We start from the raw sequence: 20,498 nt of genomic DNA on the forward strand, positions 1-20,498 counted from the left end.
CCCCCCCGACCCCACCCACCCCAGCACCACCCACGGGCCGCAAGATCAAAAGCGGCGCCCCCTCCCCTCTGTGGAGGGCCCGGGGGTGCGGGGGCGGAGCCCCCGCATGCCTGAACCCGCACCCACTCCGTCAGCCCCGCCACGAACTCACCTCTTAAGAGGTGAGGCGGCCCAGGGGCCGGACGACCGCCGTGCACGAGGCACGGCGCGGAGCGGCGTTCCTCGAGCACCGCCCCCGCCGGCGTCGCCGCCGTGAACGCCGAAGGGCCCGGCGGACGGGTGTCTCGCCGGGCCCGGGTCGGGCTGGTCGGGTCAGTAGAGCTGCACGCGGGTGAGGACGATGTGCGGCGGATCGGCGTCGGCGGCGATGACGTACTCGGCGATGCCGAGCGAGCCGTCCGCGCCGAGCGGCATGCGCCGCTGCTGCGGCCACTTCGCCGACGCGGTGCTGCCCTGGACCTCGCCGCGCGTCTCGTTGATCACGACCGTGGCGGCCACGATCGCGCCGAACACCGCGCCGGACAGGCTCTTGTCCATGAGGAGTTCGGTGACCTCCTCCGACAGCACGCAGGGCAGGCCCGCCGGCTCCTCGCCGTACGGCTCACTCAACGGGCAGGCCCGCCGCGCGGCGGCGCTCGATCAGCTCGCCGACCGCGGTCGTGGGCAGCGTCCCGTCCAGCGCGGCCACGGTCAGCCGGTCCCCGGCCGGGTCGGTGTCGAGCATCGCCTCGCACCACCAGTGACGCAGGACGCCCTCCGCCTCCTCGGGCGCGGCGGCCAGCAGCTCGCGGTAGAACTCCATGCGGCGCGCGCCGTCCAGCGCGGCCGCGATGCCCTCGGCGTTGCGCGGCACCCGCTCCGGCTCGTGCGGGTGGATCGGCTGTGCGGTCATCGCGTGCCCCCTTCGGTCTGCTCCGAGTCTGCCCGCTCCGGGCGGCCGCCGTCGACCGACTGCACGGGAACCGCGGGCCGCTCCGCCCGGTGGGCAACCGCCGTCTCGGCGACCGCGTCGGCCAGTTCGGCGCACAGCCGCAGGATTGCGCCGGCGTCCGCGTGGTCGATCGACGTCACGTTGACGACCTCGCGGACCTGGCTGAACGCGTCGATGATGCTGAACCCGCCCGGGCTGCGGGTGCAGGCCTTGAAGGTACCCCGGTCCTGCTGCCCCAGCTCGCGCCGGACCCGCTCCAGGCGGGCGACATCGACCGTGGGCTGCTGGGCGGCGCGCTGGGCCTGGATGACGGTGTCCAGGATGGTCCCCATCGCGGGGTATGCCGCGTTCCAGCGATTAGCGATACGCTGAGGCCGGGACGAGGTGACGAACCTGTTCCGTACGTCGGTGGCGATCATGTCGGATTCCCCTTTTCCGCAGGTCAGAAGCCCGTACCGAGGTCGCGGGCGCGGGCGTAGTGGCCCTGGAAGGCGACGGTGACGGTATCCGTCGGCCCCTGCCTGTTCTTGCCGATGATCAAGTCCATCTCCCCCGCCCGCTCGTGCTCCTTGTCGTACGCATCGGGGCGGTGCAGCAGGATCACGGCGTTGGCGTCGGCCTCGATCGAGCCGGACTCGCGCAGGTCGGCCATCATCGGCTTCTTGTCTTCGCGCTTCTCGACCTCCCGGTTGAGCTGGGCCGCCGTGATCACGATGATCCCGAACTCGCCGGCCAGCTCCTTCAAGCCCCGCGAGATCTCGTCCACCTCGCCCGTGCGGTTCTGCCCGCGCTTGCCGGAGGCCTTCATGATCTGGAGGTAGTCCACCACCAGGACGCGCGGGAGCCTGCCCTGCGCCTGGAGCCAGCGCAGCCGCGAGCGGAGCTGCACCGTGGTGGCGGCCGGTCCGTCGTCCACGACCAGCGGCGCCCCTCCGATGGTCAGGGCCGCATCGTGGATGCGCTGGCGGTCGTCGTTCTCGTAGTGCCGGTCCTTGACACGGTTGAGCGGGACGCGGGCCTCGGCGGCGATGATCCGCTCCATGAGCTGCGGGCGGCTCATCTCCATGGACGACATCAGCACCTGCATCCGGTGCTTGATCGCCACGTGCCGGGCGATGTCGAGCAGCACCACGGACTTGCCGATCGCCGGGCGGGCCGCGATGACGACCAGGTCGCCGGGCTCCATCGGCAGCATGGCCTGGAGGTCGGCGTACGGCAGCGGTAGACGCTCGGGCGGCGGCGCGTCCATGCTGACGAGGTACTCCTCCAGCATGTCGTCCAGGTCCGAGACCCGCTCCAGTCCGCCACCGGCGCCGAGCTGGGCCGCCGCCTGCATCTCGGCCTGGGCGGCGTTGACGATGTCGGAGACCTCGCCCTCGGCGGCGTAGCCCATCTGCACGATGCGGGTGCCCGCCTCGATCAGGCGCCGCAGCTTGAATCGCTCGACCACGATCTCCGCGTAGTACGCCGCGTTCGCCGCCGTCGGCACCGCCTGCACCAGGGTGTGCAGGTAGGACGCACCGCCGATCCGCTCGATGTCGCCGGACTTCGTCAGGTACGCCGCGACCGTGATCGGGTCGGCGGGCTGTCCCTTGCCGTACATGTCCATGATCGCGTCATGGATGACGCCGTGGGCCGGGCGGTAGTACGCCTCGTTGGTGACCCCGGCCTCGTTGACCTCGCCGATCGCGTCCTTCGACAGCAGCATGCCGCCGAGCACGCACTGTTCGCCCTCCAGGTCGTTCGGCGGGACACGCTCGAAGGGGACGGTCTCCGGCCCCTCATCGAACAGCGAGCCGCCGCCGTCCTCCATGCCGTCGTGCTGAGTGGGTACGCTCATCGGTGAATCCCTTCTGAACTGGATGATTCGAGCGGCGGCAGGGGCCTTTCCACGGGCTCCCCTGCCGCCGTTGTGCTGCGGAGGGTCTAGGCCAGCACCGACTTCTTGGCGTTGCTGGGGTGGCTCGGGTGGCACTCGCACCGGACCAGGCGGCCGTCGTCGGCCTCGCGCATCCGCTGGCCCGGCTGGCGGGGCTCGATGCCGTCGTTGCACTTGCCGCACCAGTCGGGCAGGGCCGGGCGCTGGCCGGGCACCGCGGTCTTCGGCGGGACGAACTTCTCCAGGTGGCGCTCCAGCGAGTACCAGTTGGCCCGGCTGCCCATGTCGGCGGCCGCGGCGACCAGGTGCTCAACGTCGATGCCCTCGGCGAGCAGCGCGGCCGCGTCGCGGACCATCGCCATCCGACTGCGGGCCGGGACACCGTGGCCGTGCTTCTGGCGGGAGGCGATCCAGGCCTCCGCCACCCGCACGTCGTCGTGGGTGTCCGGCTCCTCGGCGGCAGCCGAGGGGGCGGTGTCGTTCTCCGGCGAAGCCAAAGTCTCCTCTCCTCGTCCCGTCCGGGCCTCGGCCGTGACGGTGGGGTCCGTTGGGGCACCTGGGTCACCAGAGAGAGAGGCTTCTTTGAGAGAGCTTCTTAGAGGGCGATCGTTTTCGCTGGTCAGGGGAAGATCCGTTCCAGAAATCTGGGCTGGCGTTCCAGTTTTCTGGAAGGGCGTTCCAGATTTCTGGAACGAAGGGGTCTCAGGGGCTCCGACCTGCGGCGTTCCAGTTTTCTGGAACGGCTCGCCGTTGGCGTCGACCAGCCGCACCCGGGCCCGGATCTGACCGTTCGGCGTGGTCTCGATGTCGGTGAGGTGGGTGGGCGGCGCCGGCGGGTTCTCCCGCCAGTCCGGCCGGTAGGCGTCGAGCTTGTCCCACGCGTTGCGCCACCCGGTGTAGGCGGCGTCGGGGGGCAGGTCGTTGACGATGAAGCCGCGGGAGATGCCCTTGGCGGCCCGCGCCTTGCCCTTGAGCTGGCTGATGCCCTCCAGCTCCAGCGTGTCCTTGGGCACGACGAGGTTGAGTTCCTCCAGCGTCCCCAAGACCTCGTACATGGTCGAGACGCTGGTGGGCTTGTCCTTCGGGCCGGGCAGCAGCCAGCAGAGCTGGTCGATCGTCATGCGCCGCATGCCGTTCCACGACTGGCGGGAGGCTTCGGCGATCATCGACCGCAGCAGGCTGTAGAGCCGGTACGCGGTGTGCGTCATCCCCGGCATCAGCATCAGGTAGTCGCGGACCTGCGTGTACGACCAGTAGTCGGTGATGGTGCCGGAGAACTCGAACAGCTCCTCGCCGTCCGGCTGAGCGGCGGCGGCCAGGGCCTTCTGCGGGCGCTTCACGGTGCCACCGCCTCGGTGGCTGAGTCCGCAGCGAACGCGACCGTAAGGGTCGGCTCCGCGACGCTGCGTGTCGTCGGGTGGATCTCGAACATCGTCTGGGGTCTCCCCTGGAGGTTTGGGGAGTCGCAGACCGGCAAGTGACAGAAAAGAGACGTTGAGCTGGGACACGCTGCTGCGTGCTGGGCGCTACTCGTTCTATCCTGGGAGTGGTGACCTCGGGCCTGTGGCAGGGCTCGGGCCCCGGCGTCATCGCCGACCTAACGACTCAAGCTGTGGAGGCTGGGAGTCGATCTAGATGGCCGTTCTGCTGGCAGGCAGGGCGGCCATCGGCGTATCAGGGCGCGGGTCCGGCCGGGCGGGCGGCTGCGCTGGCGGATGAACCGGCGACGCGACGGCGCATGTGTACGTGACATCCATCGGTCTTGCCTCGCCCCCTGCCCTCTGGTGAACGCGTTTTCCGCGAGTCGGAGCGGGGCGGCAGCGGACGGACCGCCGCCTGCGACGTGGGGGCGAAGGGCGATGCGGCCGGGGTGCACATCATGTCAGGAGCCTCAATTTCCGTGGGCTTCACCGCGCGCATGCGGTTACTCGGATGCGGTGCCATCATGCCCTCTCCCGTTCGGCGATGGCACCGAAGGGGACATCAGCCGGTGTGTCGCACCGAGACCGGACCGGAACTCGGCCGGTCGTTGCGCTGCCCAGCCCGAGACCACTTCCGGATCGTCGGCGGTCCGGACGTGGGTGAAGCCGTGTTCGAGGTAGTAGGCCTGGAGCCGCCGGTTCGTGCTCCAAGCGTCCAGCCGGAGCCACTTGACCCCCTGCTGGACAGCCTGTTCACCGGCCCAGTCCAGGAGCGCGCTGCCGAGTCCCGTGCCGGCGTAAGCACGGTCCACGGCGAGCTTGTGCACGTACAGGGCAGGCTCTGCGATCTCTTCCGGAGTCCACAGGCGGGTGTCAGCGTCACGGTCCAGGGTGATCGTGGCCGCAGCGTCAGCATGAGGCTTCTCGCGGATCATGAAGACCTCGCCGCGGCGGATTGAGCCAAGAATGTGGTCAGCCGGGAAAGGCTTGGCCCACTGGTCGGTGCCGAGGTTCTGCAACCACGCAGACGCGTCGGTGCGGAACTTGATCAGCCGGGGAAGGTCGGCCTCCTCGGCAGGAGCGATGATCACGGGTTCCCCCACGGGATGCGAGGCGCGTTCGCTTCAGCCCCGCGATGGGTCTCGAACACGATCACGTGCCGGTCGCCGGGGATGAGGTTCACGGTGACCTGAACCGCGTTGCCCTCGCTGTCGAAGGTGGTCGACAGGTGCTCGGCGACAGGGACGCCCGCACCGAGCTGAAGGCGCTGCACCTCGTCAGGCATGGGCATCCGGAGGTAGAACTCGTGGAAGCCGTAGACCAGCTCGTGCCCCAGCTCACCCAGCACTGCGTTCGTACCGCGCGCAACGTCGCCGGGGTGCATGAAGTCGGTCCCCTGAACGAGCGAAAGACGCACGTATGAGTCGTTGAGGTTGTACGGGACGTCATCGAGCTTGCGCACTCGCCGGCGGGCCGCAGCCAGCTCGCCCGGCTCAAGGCCCAGACGCTCGCGGATCACGGGAGACGGGTCCACGATCGAGACCTCGATGTCCTGTGACGGCGTTCGACCGTCCTCCTCTTGGACCAGGTTCGTGAAGATGTCGACCTCGGGCGGCTTCTGCCTCAGCTCCGCCTGGGGGCGGTAGACGAGCCGCTTGCGCTGGATGACGAAGTAGCCCTTCGGGCGGCGAGCCTCGATCAGGCCTTCGTGCACGAGCACGCCCAAGCCTTGCCGGATGGTCTGCCGGGAGCGGACTCCGTGCAGCTCACCGTACTTCTCAAGGAGTTCAGCCTCGGTGGGCATCTGGGAGCCGGGCGGGAACGTGCCGTCGGAAATCTGGCGGCGGAGATCATCAGCGATCTGTTGGTAGACGGGCGTGGGCTTCATGCCGTCATGTGTACAGCCCTGCGCCGCGCATTGTCCAGTCAATGTGTGCGGACTGGTTGATGTGCTTGACGTGGCGCCCGGGGGGTGTCAGAGTCATCCTCGCAACGCATTGTCTGGTCAATGTAATCGGGCCGGATGATCTGTGATGCATGGATGATGCGCACTGCTACGCCGCATAGCGGTTCGGAACCAACGTCGAATGACGGAAGGCCGGTGCGGGAGCGTCCGTTGCTTGAGAACTCAACAGCGTGCCAAAGATGAGTAATTGGGCCGAATTCCGCCGGGCCTCCTCCCCAGGGAGGGGCGCCCGGCGGAATTTAAGGCACAGGTCATGAGGGGCGTGCCCGACTGGTTCGGGCTCTCCGGAGACAGGGGTTCGAGTCCCCGCTCGCCTACCGCGCCGTCCCCCGTACGGCGCGACCCCCGGCACGGCGTTGCAGCGCCATGTGTGCCGGGGGTCCACGGATCTACCAGCAAAGGAACCGATCCGCATGACCATCATGCCCGCCAACGTGCCCCTGTCCGCCACCGGGATCGCCCAGGAGGTCCGGGAGACGGCTATCGAGGTCTTCCCACTCTTCCAGTCGATCCAGAAGCTCGCCCGACTCGGCGTGCGCATCGCCTTTGAGGTGGCGCCCTCGCGCATCGTCGCCACGATCACCGTCACCGCAGACGCGGTGAAGGTCCTGCCGGCGCTGCTGGAGGAGATCGACGACGCCCGCCCCGGCTCGCTCCCGGACGGGAAGCTCGTCGTCACCGGCTCGATGTGCGAGGGCAACGTCACCCTGCGGGTGCTGATCCCGCAGGAGTGGGTGACCCCCGAGGAGCTGGCCGTGCTGACCGGCACTGCCGACGCCGACCCCTCCCACCTGCTGTGAGCGCCGCGTCCGAGGCCGCCGAGGCGGCCCGCAAGGCGGAGGAAGCCCGACAGCAGGCGCAGGCCGACTTGCAGCGCCACGGCCAGACCATGACCAGGATCGGAGGACGACGGTGACGATCAACCTGTCCACCCGGCCGAAGAAGACGGCCGTTCGGCGCTTCCACGACCAGCACGGACCGATGGACGGTTGGTCCGCCGACGACTTCGAGCACCTGCTGGACCTGCTCGTCATCGTGAACACTCCCGGCCCGCTGGCTCGGCTCCGCCTGCGGCTGACGCTGCTGATGTGGACCGGCGCGACCATGCCGTTCTACGTCCTCGGCGAGCTGCTGTGGGAGGTGCAGAACCGCATCCCGGAGTGGCTGGAGAAGGTCATGGACTGGGTGGACGACCGCTGTTCTCCCATCGAGTCCGCGTGCAAGCGGGCCGGTGACCACGCGCTGGTCGAGCGCGCAAGTAGCGCCGTCGAGTGGGTCTCGACCGCGGCCAACTCCGCTGGCCGGATCGCCGCCCGCCGCGTGCGGGGCTGACGGACCGAAACACCGAGGTGGCCGCCGGGAGGCGGCCACCTGCATGAGAGGAGGTCGGTGTGGGGGCCCGAAAGCCAGCCCGCAACGCCAACGCCCGGAAGACGACGACGCCGCGCCGCCCGGCCAAGGCGGCGGCCCCGCCGCCGAAGCCGGAGGCGCGAGAAGACGGCGAGGCCCTGGACGCGGATCTCCGTGACCGCGCCGCCGACGTGATCGACGGCGCCCGGTGGACCGGGGCTCAGGAAGCGGCGGCGCTGATCCAGGCCGCCAAGAGCGAGGTGGACCAGATCCGCCGGGCGGCGGCCGCCGACGCCAAGCGCGTCCTGGTGGAAGCCGCCGAAGAGGTCGGGGAGCGGCTGCGCCGAGCTGAGGGCGACGCGGACACGATCCGCGCCGATGCCCGCAGCGACGCGGAGGCGATCCTCGACCGGGCCCGGGCCGAGGCGGCCGTCGAGACCGAGGAGGTCATGGCGGACGCCGAGGAGCAGGCCAAGAGCCTGCTCGCCGCCGCCGAGAAGCAGGTGAGCGTCGTGCTCGCCGAGGCGGAGGACCGGGCGAACGCCCTGGTGGAGCTGCGCCGCACCTCGGCGGAGGCCGCCTACCGCAAGGCCCTGGAGGACGCCGCCCGCATCGTCGGTGAGGCGCAGGACCAGGCGGTGGAGATCCGGACGGCGCGGGCCGCCCTCGACTCGGAGCTGGACCTGACCCGCCGGTCAGCCCGGCTCGACCTGGACGAGGAACTGAGCGCCCGCCGCGCGGAGATCGACGCCGAACTCACCGCGTACCGGGCGCAGGTGGATGCCGCCCGAGCGGAGATCGAGATCGAGTTCCGTCAGCTCGGCGAGCAGCACGAGCGGGAGCGGCAGGCGCAGCGGGCTCGGCTCGCAGCCGAGTTCGAGGAGCTGCGCCGGGAGGCGGAGAAGGAAGCCCGGACGGCCGCGGGCGCGGTGCGCAGGGAGGCGGACGCCAAGCTCGCGGAAGCCAACCGTGAACTGGACGCCGCCCGCGAGGCCCGCCGCATTGCCGAGAAGCGCGCGGCCAGCCTCAAGAGGACCCGGGACCGGGGGGAGGTCATCAAGCAGGGCAGCATCTGGATCGCGCTCGCGGCCGTGATCGCCCTGACCGCTTCCGGTGAGTGGGCCTTCGCCCGGATGGTCGGACTGGGCAGCACCCCGTTCGGAGACCTGGGGTGGGCAATGCCGGTGGGCCTGGATGTCTACGCGGTCACGGCGTTCCGCATGCGGAAGGACGTGCCGTACGCACTCGGGCTGATGGCCGCCACCAACATCACGTACCACGTGGCCGACATGACGGGCACGGGCGTGACGGTGGTCGACGGCAAGCAGCACCCGAGCATCGGGCTCATCGTCGTCGCGGTCCTCGTCGTCGTCGCCATCGTCTGGCGGGTTCACCGCCTCCTGGAGAACGACCACGAGGAGAAGACGGCGGTGCCCGCTGAGCCCGAGGCGGACGCGGACGCCCCGTCCGCCGGACGGGGCGAGCCGCACCGTACGGCCGACCCGAACCCGGGCCGTACGGACCCCGCCCGTACAGTCCGTACGGACGACCGTACGGACGCACCCCGTACGGACCGTACGGCGGCCCGTACGGCAAAGCCCCGTACGACCCGTACGCCCGCCCCCCGTACGGGCGGCCGTACGCCCGCCCCCCGTACGGGCGGCCGTACGGCGGCTTCCCGTACGGACGCCGAGGCGATTCAGATCCTGAACGACTTGCCCCCCGGGGCCGACGGGTTCGTCACCGTCAACGCCGCCCGTACGGCCGTCGGCTGCAACCGCGACCGGGCCGTACGACTGCTGGACGAGGCGGGGCTCCTGAGCCCCGCGGACCGAGAGAAGCACCTCGCCGCTCGCTGACCCGCGCGGCGCCGTACGTCGCGGGCCGGGCCCGCCACTGCCCCCGAGAGTCGGCGGGCCCCTTCCCCCGAGAGGAGATCCCCCGTGCCCGAGATCGAGCACATGAACAACGAGGTCCTGAACCGGGTGCCGGCGGAGTTCCGGCCCCTGCTCAACTTGGAGCACCTGACCACCTGGACGCTGGACCGGCAGCGCGAGCACAACGCCGACCACGGCGACTACGAGGCGGCCCGGGCGATGTTCCAGGCCGTCCTGCGCTCCCAGGTCGTGGAGGGAGACGGCAGGTGGTCGGCCCGGCGCCGGGCCAGGAAGGTCGAGAAGCACCTGGACCGCCTGGTCAAGGCCTCGCGGGACGCGGCGCAGGCCTCGGAGGGCCTGCGTACCGCGTACGCCGACCACGTCCGCACCGTCGCCGCGCTGCCCGGTCAGCGGGCGGCCAAGGCTAAGGCGAAAGCCGACCGACGCGGCCAGGTGAACGCCTTCGCCACGAAGTCGCTGAACAAGACGGTCGCCGCGATGACCGCCCGGCCCGACAGCGACACCGAGGAGGACGGAGAAACCACAGGTCAGAGCGCCGGTAAGGCGTCCGGGGGCCGTACGGTCCGGGGCGTCAACGACCTGTTCGACCGCAAGGGAGCCTGATCAGTGCAGCAGGTGCCCTCGATCTCCGAGGTCCGCCGGGCCCGCCGCTCCGCCCACTGGAAGGAGCGGCAGGCCCGGCAGGTCGCCGAGCGAGGCGAAGCGGGTCTGGCCGACGCCTGGTGGGACCGGGCTCGCGCGATCTGCAAGGCCAATCCGGAATTGTGGAATGACCTCGCGCGGACGCTGGAGAACTGGACCGGCCGTCACGACGGCAGTCACGGCGCGTAAGCGTCATCACCATCATCATCACCCGGGGGCGGACCGGTTTTGGGGGCCAAGGCGGGCGCGCGGGCGCGCGGGCGCGCGGGCGCGCGAGGATCTCCTATCCGGTCACCCTCTGTCAACCCTGGAGAGCACGTGGCTGATGACCCTCGGGACGACAACCGGAACGGCAACGTCGTCTCTTTCCGATCTCGGGGAGGGGCCCCGCCGGGGCTCCCCCCGATCCCGGGCGCCCCTCCCCCGGCGCCCCCGGCCCCGCCCGCCGAACCCCCTCCCCCGGCCTCCGGGCCGGAGACGGGCGGCGACGACGGGATGGTGGTCCCCGCCCGGCGGCGCCGGTCGGTGGCTGACTCCCTGGCCGACCTGACTCCGACACTCCCGCCGGCGCCCGGGGCGACCGGCACGGCGGGCACCGTCGCTCTCCGCTCGGAGGGGACGGCGCCCGCCCGTCGGGACGACGACGGCGACGGTGAGGCTGACGGCCCCGGCGTCGCCGCCCTCGGTCTCGCGGCGACCCTGGCCATCGCGCTCGCCGCGCTGCGCGGCACCGCGACCGCGCTGACGGACTGGCGCGAGCGGCGCCAGGAGCGAGCGGAGGAGCTGGCCCCGCTGCGCGAGGCCCGCCTCAAGCACCGGCTCGCGGGCGAGGAGGCCGCCGCCAAGCACGCCCTCGCCATGCAGACCATCGGCGACAAGGCGGCGCAGCAGCGCAGCAAGTCCATCCCCTCCAGCCAGGACTACGGCCGCAAGGCCCTCGGCGGCGGCCGCGGCTCCCTGATGGGCGGCGGCGGCAAGGGCAGCGGGCCCGGCGGCAAGGGCGCCGGGGGGACCGGACCCGGCCGCGGTGGCAAGGGCGGCTCCGGCAGCGGGCTGACGCCGGGCGGCAAGAAGACCTCGCCGAAGACGTCGAACGGACTCGGCTCGCTCGGCACTAAGGGCAAGGGCGGCTCGAAGTCGCCGGGGTCCGCGAAGAACGGCGGCTCGGGGTCGGGGATCAAGTCGCCCTCGGGCGGTAAGTCCCCCAGCTCGAAGAAGTCCAGCCCGGCGCTGGTGCGAGCCAGCGGCCGCCAGGAACGGGCCGCCGCCCGGCAGGACGGTAGGAACCAGCGGCGCGCGGATCGGCAGGCGGCCCGGCGAGAGAACCGGGCCAAGGACCGGGACGCCGCCCGCGACCGCAAGACCCGCGCGGCGGACGCCCGGCAGGACACCAAGGACAGGGTCCGCACCGCCCGGGCCGATGCGAAGCAGGCCCGCCGGGAGCAGGTCCGCCAGGACCGGTTCGAGGCCAAGCAGAAGGCGCGCAAGGCCCGGGCCAAGGCCCGCCGGAAGAAGAAGGAGACGGCGGCCGCCGCCGACGCGGACCGTACGACCCTCGGGCAGGCCGTCGCGAAGACTGCGCGGCGCCGGTTGAAGAAGCGCCGCAAGAACCTCTCCCCGCCGATGCTGACCACGGTCAAGCGCAAGAAGTCGAAGAAGAAGGGAGGCAAGGGCGGCGGGTCCACACCGGCCGGGCCGAAGGTCGACCTGACCAAGAAGCCGAAGCCGGGGGCCACGCCGAAGGTCGACCTCACGAAGAAGCCCAAGCCCGCCGGCGGTTCCGCGACGGGCGCCGGGCCGAAGGTCGACCTGACCAAGAAGCCCAAGCCGGGCGGCGGCGCGAAGGCCTCCGGGCCCAGCAGGAAGAAGAAGGTCCGGGTGAAGCCGAAGTCGAAGAAGAAGAGGCGCGGCTCCGCCTCGGGCACCGGCCCCGCCGACCGGCGCAAGGCCAGCCGCAAGGAGCGGGCCCGCCGCGCGAGCGAACGGGCCCGGGCCAGGGCGGAGGGCGGCGGCGACTCCTCCGGGAGCGGCTGGGAGTTCTACACCCCGCCGCCGCGCGAGGAACGCCGCAGTGCCTACGACTCCATGCGGGACACCGACCCGCAGCAACAGGAGGTGTGGGCGGCGGAACAGGTCTTCCCGCCCGGCTACCAGGCCTCCTCGCGCGAGCCCCTGACCACTGGGGCCCGCGGCCTCCCCGCCGGAACCGGCAGCCCCACCATGAACACCCCGAAGGAGGCGCCCGTGGGTAACTCGCCCGCCGTGCAGACCGGAGCCGTCACGACCGCGATGGACGGCAGCATGAACCCCGAGCATGCGACGGAGGTGACGCTTGATGACGTCACCGAGTTCCTGGACGAGGTGGTCTCGGAGGCCTTCGCCGCGCACGACGAATGCCTCCAGCTCGCCGCGAAGGCCAAGGAGCTGATGTACGCGCTGGATGAGGTGGCCGCTCGACTGGCTGCCAAGCACAACATTATCGGCACCATCACGGCCTGGGCGATGCGCAAGCTCGCCGAGTCGATGGAGGTCCTCTCCCGCAAGGCCGAGGAGATGTCCATCAAGTCGCTCCACGCGGCCGAGACCTGCGAGGTCGCGAAGACCGAGCTGGACGACGCGTACCGGCCGCTCACCCAGGCGACCGCGGACGCGGGCCTTCGCACCCCGTCCGCCCGCGTGCACAACGAGAACTAGGAGGTCACCCCTTGTCCGGAGAACTCGTGCCCGGGAAGGTCGTGTCCGGGGAGATCGTCCCCCGCGAGAGCTACGTTCCCGCGGTCCCAGACAGCGGCGACAACCTCCCGTCCATCCCCGACAGCAACCTAGGCTTCCTCAGCCTCGGACTCGCCGTCACTACGCTCGCCGCGCGGGCGCTGTGGCTCAAAGAGAAAGTCTGGATTCTCCAGACGCTCTTTCGCCGCAACGCCGAAAAGGCGAGCAACATGTCGGAGATGTGCGATGCGGCGGAAGTCGAGCCGCGATTCACCGCCCTCATCATGGAGGGCGCCACCTCGCTGCGGGAAGTCGCCGAAGCCTCGGGCGACTTGGTCAGTGCCGCCGACGCGATGCAGATGGACGCGCAGGGCTTCGCGGACGCCCACCAGGGCGAATACGGCGGGATCTACGAAACCGTGCAGTCGATGGGCGTGCAGCAGCCCAAGCCCGGTTTCAACGAAGTCAAGTAACCGAATAACCGCCCGGCCGCGAAAGCGCCGGGGCGGAAAGCCCCCTCGGGAGGGGCCCGGCGAATTCGCCGGGCCCCTCCCCTTCTTTCCTCCCGGAGGGGAAATGACGATGACGACGACCGACGTCGTGAAAGCCGATGCCGCCGCCGGTGAGCGGGGGCTGACGCGCAAGACTGCCCGCCGCCTCGCCTGGGCGGAGCGCACCGTGTACGGCGCCGCCGGTACCTGGGCCGCCGTCGGCCCGCAGATGGACGTTCCGTGGTGGGCGCACGGCGCGGCCCTGGCCACCGGCGCCCTCACCGGCGTCGGCCTGTGGAAGCGCAGCGACACCGACGACTGGACGCGACGGCTCACCTCGTCGCTGCGGGCCTTGCCCGTGCTCGGTTGGACGGCCGCCTACACCGGCGGCCTCCTGGTCCCCGTCTTCGACTACCCCAACGGGTGGCCGATGCTGGGCGCGGCCGCCTGGACGGCCGTGATGATCCCCATGACGCCCTGGACCCGCTCCAAGGGCCTGAAGCGGGCCGTCGACAACCTCCCGGTCCTCGCCGGTGAGCCGGAGGTCGTGGACGCGGAGCCTGTCACCTTCGCCGACCACATGCGGGCCCTGTGGAACCAGTCGCAGGCCACCGGGGACACCACCCTGGAGGGCATCCGCCAGTACGACCCCAACGAGCCGGACTTCGAAGCGATTGTCCTGGCCCCCGCCGGCCACACCGTGCCGCGCACCCTGGACGAGCGGGCCATCGCCGGAGTCTTCGACGTCCCGGTCGACGCGGTCCGCACCGCGGCGGTCGACGGGTACGGCCCGGGCCGCCTCGCTATCCAGGTCGCCCCCCGCCTCGCCGAGGCCCGGCGCGCACGGGAAGCGCTGGAGGTCGAGGCAGAGGACCCGGGCACCGCCCTGGAACGCATCTGGGCGGAACACGTCAACTGCACCGGCGGCGCCGCCCCGGGGGTCGACCTGGTCGCGTACGCGATCGGCGAGGACCAGATCCGGCTGCGGATCGCCGCCCCGCGCGGCAAGACGCTGCGGGTCAACCACGAGGCCTTGTGCTCCGCGCTCGGGATTGACGATATCTCCCGCCTCGTCATGGAGGGTGCGGGCCCGCGCGAAGCGGTCGTCTACATCTACCGGGCCAACCCGCTGCTGCACGTCCGGTCTCCCACGGTCGAGGACTTGACGATGGACGACCGCGGGCGCATCTCGATCGGCGTCGCCCACGATGGCACGGTCGCCCGCATCCAGTTGTTCAACTTCGACACGGGCCGCGCTCAGCACGGCATCACCGCCGGGACCACCGGCGCGGGCAAGTCGGGCCTGATGCGCATCCTCGGCGCCGCTCAGCGGATCTCGGGCGTCATCTCCTGGATGGCCGACGTCCAGGGCGGCATGTCGATGCCGGAGATGGAGGGCCGCATCGACTGGATGGCCAAGGGGCCTGTCGAGACGATGCAGCAACTCCGCGCGCTGCACGCGGTCAAGGAGTACCGCGAGGCGCACTCGCGCGGCCGCGGCGACTTCGACTTCCATGGCCGGTGGCGCCTGATCCAGTGGACCGGCGACGAGATCAACCGCCTGCTCTCCTCCCTGGATCAGGAGGTTCGCAAGGAAGCCGCCTGGATGATCGGCGACCTCCAGAAGACCGGTCAGAAGGTCGGCATCGGCGTCGACCTCGCGGTCCAGTCGCTCCACCTCAAGGAGTTGGGCGACAACCACGAGATCCGCGAGAAGGGCAAGGAGGGCCACGTCTTCCTGCTGCGCACCGCCTCCTCGTCCACACAGGGCATGGGCCTGGACGGCATCGCGCCGGTCGGCGCGCACGTCTCCCCCATCCCGGAGCGGATCTACGAGGGTGCCGGGGCCAAGGAGCTGTTCGAGGGCACCGCCGCCACCGAGGGCGTGCCGACCCCCGGCATGGGCTGGCTGATCACGGAGGGCAAGGCCATCCTCTTCCGGACCTTCGTCCTGAAGAAGGTCGACGGCCTGTACCCCCAGCTCGAAGAACTGATGGACGGCCGCCCGATGCCGACCCTCACCCCGGAGGAAGCTCGCGCCGCTGGCGCCGCGTACGCCCACCGGGGCACCGCGGGCGCCAAGGAAGCAGCAAAGGCCACAGGGGGCCCGTCAGGGCCCTCGCGGGGGCCGGTCGGTAGCGGCGCCATCGGCGCCGAGCCGGAGCCTGCCACGGCCCCCCTGGAGACCGACAGCAAGGCCACGAAGCAGGGCGCCGAGGACCTCCCCGAAGCACCGTCGCCCATGGCGGCCGCCAAGGCGAAGGCCCCGACGATCCGTGAGCGGATTCTCGCCGCGCTCCAAGGCCACCCCGAGGGCCTGGCGCTCAGGGAAATCCGCACCGCCGTCGGCTGCGGCACCGAGGGCGGCCCCGCCACCCGCAGCGTGAACAACGAGGTCAGCACGCTCGCCAACGAAGGCGGCCTCGTCCCGCTCGGCAAGGGCGTCTACCGCCTGCCCTGACCCACGAAACGGCAGGGGACCGGCTACTCCGTCAAGACCGGCCGGTCCCCTGCCCACTCCCCCAACGCATCGAAGGAGCCACCCTAGTGAACCACCCCGAACGCCCCGCCGGCCGCGCGCTCAGCGAAGCCGAAGCGGAGGCCGAAGCCGCCCGCCTCATCGCCGAGGGGTACAGCGCCAACGCCCCGGTCGCCACCTCCTACAAGGACGTGGCGCCCGTGCCGCCCATCGGCTACGCCCTGCCCGTCCAGCAAGACGGCCGGGCGCCGATGAGCCAGCGCGCCACCGATGCCAGCGTCCTGATGCTCGCTGGCGCCGGATCGGTGTCGATGGTCAGCGTGTCCGCCGGAATCCTGATGTACCTGTCCCAGTACGCCGACCCGGTCGTCTGCGGCATCGTCCTCGGGGGCCCCACGGTCGCCGTCCTCGCTCTCTGCCGCCTGGTCCGCCGGGCCAAGGAGGTCGTGGAGGCCGCCCCGCCCGTCATCCACCAGCACTACGAGGGCACGGTCATTCAGGAGACCACCGAGATCAACACCCACACCCGTGGCGTCATCGCCCGCACCCACAACCGCTTCGACCGCTGAGGGGAACCGACCGTGACTCGACCCGGGAACGTCCTGACCACCGTCCTCGAACAGCACGGCGGGCGCTGCGCCTGCAACGGCGCCTGCGGCAAGACGCACACGGGCGACGGCGAGCGCTGCAACGCCACGAGCAGCGGCAAGAACAAGCCCCTGCTGGCCGCTCCGCGAACCCCGCACGCCACCGACGTGCAGAACGCCGCCGCGCCGCTGGAGGAGCTACGGCCCTGGTGCTGGCCCTGCTGGCGCGATGCGCTCGCCGTCGAGCGGGCCCGCGCCAACGATCAGCGCGGCCAGGAACTCATGGACGCGCAGATCGGCCTGTTCGACATCGACACCGACGCCGCGGCGTAGCACCCCGATCCACCGACACAGGAGCGGCCGCGCACCCCACGGGATGCGCGGCGCTCCTGTGCTCCCCCGACCGGCTCAGCAACCACGTAAGGGACTCGATGACCCCGCCCGAAAGTCTCGACGCCCGCCTGGACGCGGCCAACGCCACCGTCCTCGCCGAGATCTCCCGTACGGACGCCAAGTCCGGCGTCCTGCTCACCAGCTTCTCCCTGCCCCTCGCCGCGCTCGTCGCTGTGGTCCCAGGGCACGAGTTACCGCCCATCGTCGGCCTCCTCGTCGGCGCCGGCGCCCTCGGCCTCATCGCCGCCATGCTCGTCGTGCTCGTCGTCGTCCACCCGCGCCTGTCGGGCGCTGCCCGCGGCAGCTTCCTCTACTGGTCGCTCTGCACGCCCCAGGACCTGGTGAAGGACCTCCAGACCCCGGACGACCGCGTGGCCCACGTCATCCACCTCTCGCAGATCGCCCGCCGCAAGTACGCGGGCCTGCGACTCGCCGGGATCATCACCGGCGCATCGCTCGTCACCCTCGGCGTTGCACTGCTCGCCGCCCTCGTTGCCTGACCCGACCCTGGAGACACGCATGACGACCAACCTCGACCCCACCACCGCCGCCCGCCGCGCCGGAGGCTGGGTGATCGGCACCTTCCACGGCGGCCACGACGGCACTCACGTCGTCGCCATCGCCACCCGCGACGACTCCGCCCCGCTCCCGTACGGCTGGGAATGCTCCTGCGGGATCGGCCAGCGCTTCGCCGACGAGGGCGGCATGAGGGCCAGCGCCTGGCGCCACGTCCACCCGCCCCGCTGGCGCGCGTGGGCCCGCCGGGCGCCGATCCTGCGCCGCCTCGTCCAGCCCACGGCGCGACTCCAGCACTCCCGGACGGCCTGACCGGTGACTGGCCGCGCGGTGCCCGCCGACTTGTACGCCGCGCTGCAAGTCTGCTTCCCGCGCGGAGGGCTGCCCGGCTGGCTCACCACCGCTGGCCCCCGCTGCGGAACCGGCGCCGCCCCGATCCGGCTCGACGCCGACCATGCAGACGAACTCGCCGACCCCTGGTCGCCCTCGCCTGGTGGGAACTCCTCCAGGACCCGAGCGACGATCCGTTCACCAAAATGTTCGCCGCGGCCTGCGCACGACATCTGAGCTGACACACGAAGCGGGCCCCGTCCTCGGACGGGGCCCGCTTCTTTGCGTTCAGGGCCGTTTACGCTGCCGCAGGTTCAGGGCTCTCAGTGCCCGGCTCCAGGGCCTTCGGCTGTTCTGTGGCTTCAGCGGTCTGCTCTTGCGCCTCTGTCGCCGCCCCTGAGTCCCGCTTCGGCTTCGTGGGTTCGGTGAGGTGTTCCCGGCACTTCGCGATTTCCGCTTCGAGTGCATCGAGATAGCGCTCAGCGGCTGCCCGGTCCCTCCGCGCCAGGCGTCGCACCCAGGGCACGGAGACCGCCTTCTCTGCCTTGGCGGTGATGTCGACCTCCGCCTCACCCTTCTCGTCGCTCCAGTTGTCCAGGAAGGCCTGGATGGCCGCCCTGGCGGTCTCCCTGTCGAACTCCTCGCCCTTCGGGAGGGCGTCGACCGCTCCTCGAAGGACCTCGGCTGTGACCGGGACGTCCGAAGCGGCCACCGTCGCGTAGACGAAGACGGCGTGCTCCACGTCCCATGTCTCACGTACGGAGACCAGCTCCCACACCTGTGCCTGGTTGGCCTTCTTGGCCTGCTCCAGGGAGAGGCGAGGCGTTCCAATTGGAACTGAATCGTTCGACGCCAAATCGAACAGGGCCTCCGCGACCTGCCATGTGCGGATCAGCTTCCCTGCGTAGTTGGCCTTCATCCCCCAACGGGTCCAGCAGTAGTCCTCGAAGCTGGCGTGCTCCGCGCGGTACAGCCGACTGTCGCGGATGATCTGCAACGCCTTACCGGCCAGCCAGAAGGCCCACTTCAGCGTGTCGACGGCCGCCTCGCATTGGGCAAGCGACTGCCGCTCGTCTGAGGTGAGGGTCTTGGGCTGTCCCGAGATGGGGCGGAAGAGGTTCGGAAGGGCCCGAGCCATGTCGATGGCGCTCTTGAACTCGAAGCGCTCCTGGGCCGACCCGCCGCGCTGGCGTCCCATCAGATCAGTCCTTCCACGGCCAGGGCCAACTTGTAGAAGTCCTCGCGCGCCCGGAGCGCCGTGCCGCTCTCCGGGTACTGGATCACGGTCAGTCCAGCTTCGGGTGCCTTCGCATGGATCTTGTAGCGCCGGATGGCTTGGGGCATGTACGGGTAGCCGCGCACCTCACACCACTCCTGCATGTCCTTGAGGTCGGCCCGTGTGCGGTCTGCCCCAGAATCCCAGTTGTTGATGACCACCCGGAACTTGATCCCGTGCGGGCGTAGTAGGCGCTCGATGGTGTACTCGGCTGGGCCATGGGTCAGGGTTTCCACTGGGACGACTGGCACCAGGGCGAGGTCAGTGAGGCTCAGAATCTCGCGCATCGCTTCGGCCGCCGGTCCGGCGCCCAGAGGGTCCTCTGCGTCCAGGTCCTTCGTCGGGTCGATGTCGGCAAAGCCGGGGGTGTCGACCACGATCCTGGTGACCGCGGGGTCCTTCACGAGGGCGGGCAGTTCGCCCAACTTGCCGCGCGTGATGACGTAGTCGAACGGAAGTCGCGCTTCTGGCACCTTCCGTGCCCACTCGTCAAGGGAGCCCTGGAGGTCGATGCCGGCGGCGACGATTGGGCACGGGCAGTCAGGATCATTTGGGTTGGAAGGGGGGTTGTTTTCGCCCAGAACGGCCGCCACGTTGACGCCGATGGTGGACTTCCCGGCGCCGCCCTTCTGCTGGAAGGTGGTGATGACCTTGGCGCGGTGCTCTGGCTCGGGACTGTCATGGGGGGGCATGTGACCTCCGTGGGCTTCCCCTGGTGGGTACTCGGACGCGGTCATATTGCCAGAGGTCGAGCCGTCGACCGAGCATCGGCTGTCAAGGGTGAGCTGAGCCCGCGAAAGCGCGCCTGTTGTTCTATTTCCAGTCGAACGAAACCGTTCCAATTGGAACGGCGTGGAAACAATTGTTTCCACTCTCAGGGCTGCTCGGGGATTTCGGGCTGGCTTGCTCCCGTCGCCCGGTCGATTGCCGCGCGGAGTAGGTCGCCGGTGGTGAGGACCTTGGCGCGGAGGCGGTCACGGATCTCCAGTGCGGACTGTGGTGCAGAGGGGCGTCCGGCGGCGGACATGAGGGCCAGTTCGGCGGGGATGCCGTCACGCTCGGCCTCCCGGAGGGCGACGTCGACCCCATCGCCCCATCGGTCGGCCCAGTCCTGGAGTGCCTCGACGGCTTCCTTGCTGGTCCAGTACGCGGCGCGGCGGACGGTGTCGCCGAGGTTGTACGGCAGGTTCACCGACACGCGCTCGGTGTACCCGCCCTCACCCATGGGTGCACTCGGTGGGGTACCCCACGGGCGGCCCGGCGCCTCGACCTCGCCCTCCGGGGGCTTGGGCCACTTGCGGTCCAGGCCGCGGGCGCGCAGCTCCTCGCGGACCGCCCGGGTCACGATGTCGTCCCGGGTGCCGCCGAACTCGCCAGTCCGTCGCATCCGTGCGGCCCGGGCCCGGATGTCGCGGCGGACGGCCGCGGCCGTCCGCCGCGACATGCCGGGCAGGATCAGCTCCTTCCGGCGTGCGGCGATCCACTCGTCCTCGCGGTCCCGCTCGTCCTTGCGGCGCGCATTGAGTGCCTTCAGTGCGCTCTCGGTCACCGCCACGTGGAACTTCATGTTCACCCTCGCCATGGTGGAAATGTAGCCAGATAATTGGGCCGCGTGCTGCTGCCGCAG

At 70.7% G+C, this 20,498-nt stretch carries 22 protein-coding genes; 12 read left to right on the forward strand and 10 right to left on the reverse strand.

Translation table 11 applies throughout. The features are described from left to right. Positions 1-312: 312 nt before the first annotated feature. From ICC28_RS36775 to ICC28_RS36800, 7 genes are all read right to left on the reverse strand, one after another. Positions 313-609 carry a hypothetical protein gene (locus ICC28_RS36775; RefSeq protein WP_188293192.1) on the reverse strand — a complete coding sequence of 99 codons (297 nt, stop codon included), beginning with the start codon at positions 607-609 and terminating at the stop codon, positions 313-315. Next, complete coding sequence (locus ICC28_RS36780) at positions 602-892, reverse strand: hypothetical protein (RefSeq protein WP_188293193.1); 291 nt, start codon at positions 890-892, stop codon at positions 602-604. The genes ICC28_RS36775 and ICC28_RS36780 overlap by 8 nt, the downstream gene beginning before the upstream one ends. Beyond that, on the reverse strand, positions 889-1,350 hold the full coding sequence (locus tag ICC28_RS36785) for a hypothetical protein (RefSeq protein WP_188293194.1): 462 nt from the start codon (positions 1,348-1,350) through the stop codon (positions 889-891). The genes ICC28_RS36780 and ICC28_RS36785 overlap by 4 nt, the downstream gene beginning before the upstream one ends. A gap of 23 nt (positions 1,351-1,373) precedes the next feature. Next, complete coding sequence (dnaB, locus tag ICC28_RS36790; RefSeq protein WP_223190476.1) at positions 1,374-2,771, reverse strand: replicative DNA helicase; 1,398 nt, start codon at positions 2,769-2,771, stop codon at positions 1,374-1,376. An 86-nt stretch (positions 2,772-2,857) separates the two neighbouring features. Continuing rightward, a complete protein-coding gene (locus tag ICC28_RS41195; RefSeq protein ID WP_262928527.1) occupies positions 2,858-4,150 on the reverse strand; it encodes a hypothetical protein in 1,293 nt (430 codons plus the stop codon). Positions 4,151-4,734: 584 nt separating this feature from the next. Next, positions 4,735-5,322: a GNAT family N-acetyltransferase gene (locus ICC28_RS36795; protein WP_188293196.1), complete on the reverse strand. Its 588-nt coding sequence runs from the start codon at positions 5,320-5,322 to the stop codon at positions 4,735-4,737. After that, positions 5,319-6,119: a GntR family transcriptional regulator gene (locus ICC28_RS36800; protein ID WP_188293197.1), complete on the reverse strand. Its 801-nt coding sequence runs from the start codon at positions 6,117-6,119 to the stop codon at positions 5,319-5,321. The genes ICC28_RS36795 and ICC28_RS36800 overlap by 4 nt, the downstream gene beginning before the upstream one ends. Before the next feature lie 491 nt (positions 6,120-6,610). Here ICC28_RS36800 and ICC28_RS36805 point away from each other — a divergent pair, with 491 nt between their 5' ends. The 12 genes from ICC28_RS36805 to ICC28_RS36860 all read left to right on the forward strand — a co-directional run bounded on the left by ICC28_RS36805 (position 6,611) and on the right by ICC28_RS36860 (position 17,577). After that, entirely contained in the window at positions 6,611-6,997 is a 387-nt protein-coding gene (locus tag ICC28_RS36805) for a hypothetical protein (protein WP_188293198.1), read from the forward strand. Between the two features lie 112 nt (positions 6,998-7,109). Then, positions 7,110-7,529: a hypothetical protein gene (locus tag ICC28_RS36810; protein WP_188293199.1), complete on the forward strand. Its 420-nt coding sequence runs from the start codon at positions 7,110-7,112 to the stop codon at positions 7,527-7,529. Positions 7,530-7,588: 59 nt separating this feature from the next. Next, the gene (locus tag ICC28_RS41385; RefSeq protein WP_188293200.1) at positions 7,589-9,406 is read left to right on the forward strand and encodes a hypothetical protein; all 1,818 of its coding nucleotides are present in this window, start codon (positions 7,589-7,591) and stop codon (positions 9,404-9,406) included. A gap of 84 nt (positions 9,407-9,490) precedes the next feature. Then, positions 9,491-10,048, forward strand: a complete 558-nt coding sequence (locus tag ICC28_RS36820; RefSeq protein WP_188293201.1) for a hypothetical protein — start codon at positions 9,491-9,493, stop codon at positions 10,046-10,048. Between the two features lie 3 nt (positions 10,049-10,051). Next, positions 10,052-10,276 carry a hypothetical protein gene (locus tag ICC28_RS36825; RefSeq protein WP_223190484.1) on the forward strand — a complete coding sequence of 75 codons (225 nt, stop codon included), beginning with the start codon at positions 10,052-10,054 and terminating at the stop codon, positions 10,274-10,276. A gap of 336 nt (positions 10,277-10,612) precedes the next feature. Next, complete coding sequence (locus ICC28_RS36830; RefSeq protein ID WP_188293202.1) at positions 10,613-12,781, forward strand: hypothetical protein; 2,169 nt, start codon at positions 10,613-10,615, stop codon at positions 12,779-12,781. Positions 12,782-12,792: 11 nt separating this feature from the next. Further along, a complete protein-coding gene (locus ICC28_RS36835) occupies positions 12,793-13,272 on the forward strand; it encodes a conjugal transfer protein TraB (protein WP_223190485.1) in 480 nt (159 codons plus the stop codon). A 109-nt stretch (positions 13,273-13,381) separates the two neighbouring features. After that, on the forward strand, positions 13,382-15,751 hold the full coding sequence (locus ICC28_RS36840) for a hypothetical protein (protein ID WP_188293203.1): 2,370 nt from the start codon (positions 13,382-13,384) through the stop codon (positions 15,749-15,751). Positions 15,752-15,837: 86 nt separating this feature from the next. Then, on the forward strand, positions 15,838-16,338 hold the full coding sequence (locus ICC28_RS36845; RefSeq protein ID WP_188293204.1) for a hypothetical protein: 501 nt from the start codon (positions 15,838-15,840) through the stop codon (positions 16,336-16,338). 12 nt (positions 16,339-16,350) lie between these two features. Beyond that, a complete protein-coding gene (locus tag ICC28_RS36850) occupies positions 16,351-16,689 on the forward strand; it encodes a hypothetical protein (RefSeq protein WP_188293205.1) in 339 nt (112 codons plus the stop codon). Between the two features lie 98 nt (positions 16,690-16,787). Beyond that, entirely contained in the window at positions 16,788-17,249 is a 462-nt protein-coding gene (locus tag ICC28_RS36855) for a Pycsar system effector family protein (protein ID WP_188293206.1), read from the forward strand. Positions 17,250-17,268: 19 nt separating this feature from the next. Next, on the forward strand, positions 17,269-17,577 hold the full coding sequence (locus ICC28_RS36860) for a hypothetical protein (RefSeq protein ID WP_188293207.1): 309 nt from the start codon (positions 17,269-17,271) through the stop codon (positions 17,575-17,577). A 316-nt stretch (positions 17,578-17,893) separates the two neighbouring features. On the opposite strand, the gene ICC28_RS36865 is transcribed toward ICC28_RS36860, so the two are convergent. The 3 genes from ICC28_RS36865 to ICC28_RS36875 form a co-directional block, all read right to left on the reverse strand. Next, positions 17,894-18,793: a hypothetical protein gene (locus tag ICC28_RS36865; protein WP_188293208.1), complete on the reverse strand. Its 900-nt coding sequence runs from the start codon at positions 18,791-18,793 to the stop codon at positions 17,894-17,896. Next, on the reverse strand, positions 18,793-19,563 hold the full coding sequence (locus ICC28_RS36870) for a ParA family protein (protein WP_188293209.1): 771 nt from the start codon (positions 19,561-19,563) through the stop codon (positions 18,793-18,795). The genes ICC28_RS36865 and ICC28_RS36870 overlap by 1 nt, the downstream gene beginning before the upstream one ends. 182 nt (positions 19,564-19,745) lie before the next feature. Continuing rightward, complete coding sequence (locus ICC28_RS36875) at positions 19,746-20,453, reverse strand: hypothetical protein (protein WP_188293210.1); 708 nt, start codon at positions 20,451-20,453, stop codon at positions 19,746-19,748. Positions 20,454-20,498 lie beyond the last annotated feature (45 nt).

Origin of the sequence: Streptomyces sp. TRM68416, assembly GCF_014596915.1 — a bacterium.
Classification (GTDB): Bacteria; Actinomycetota; Actinomycetes; order Streptomycetales; family Streptomycetaceae; genus Streptomyces.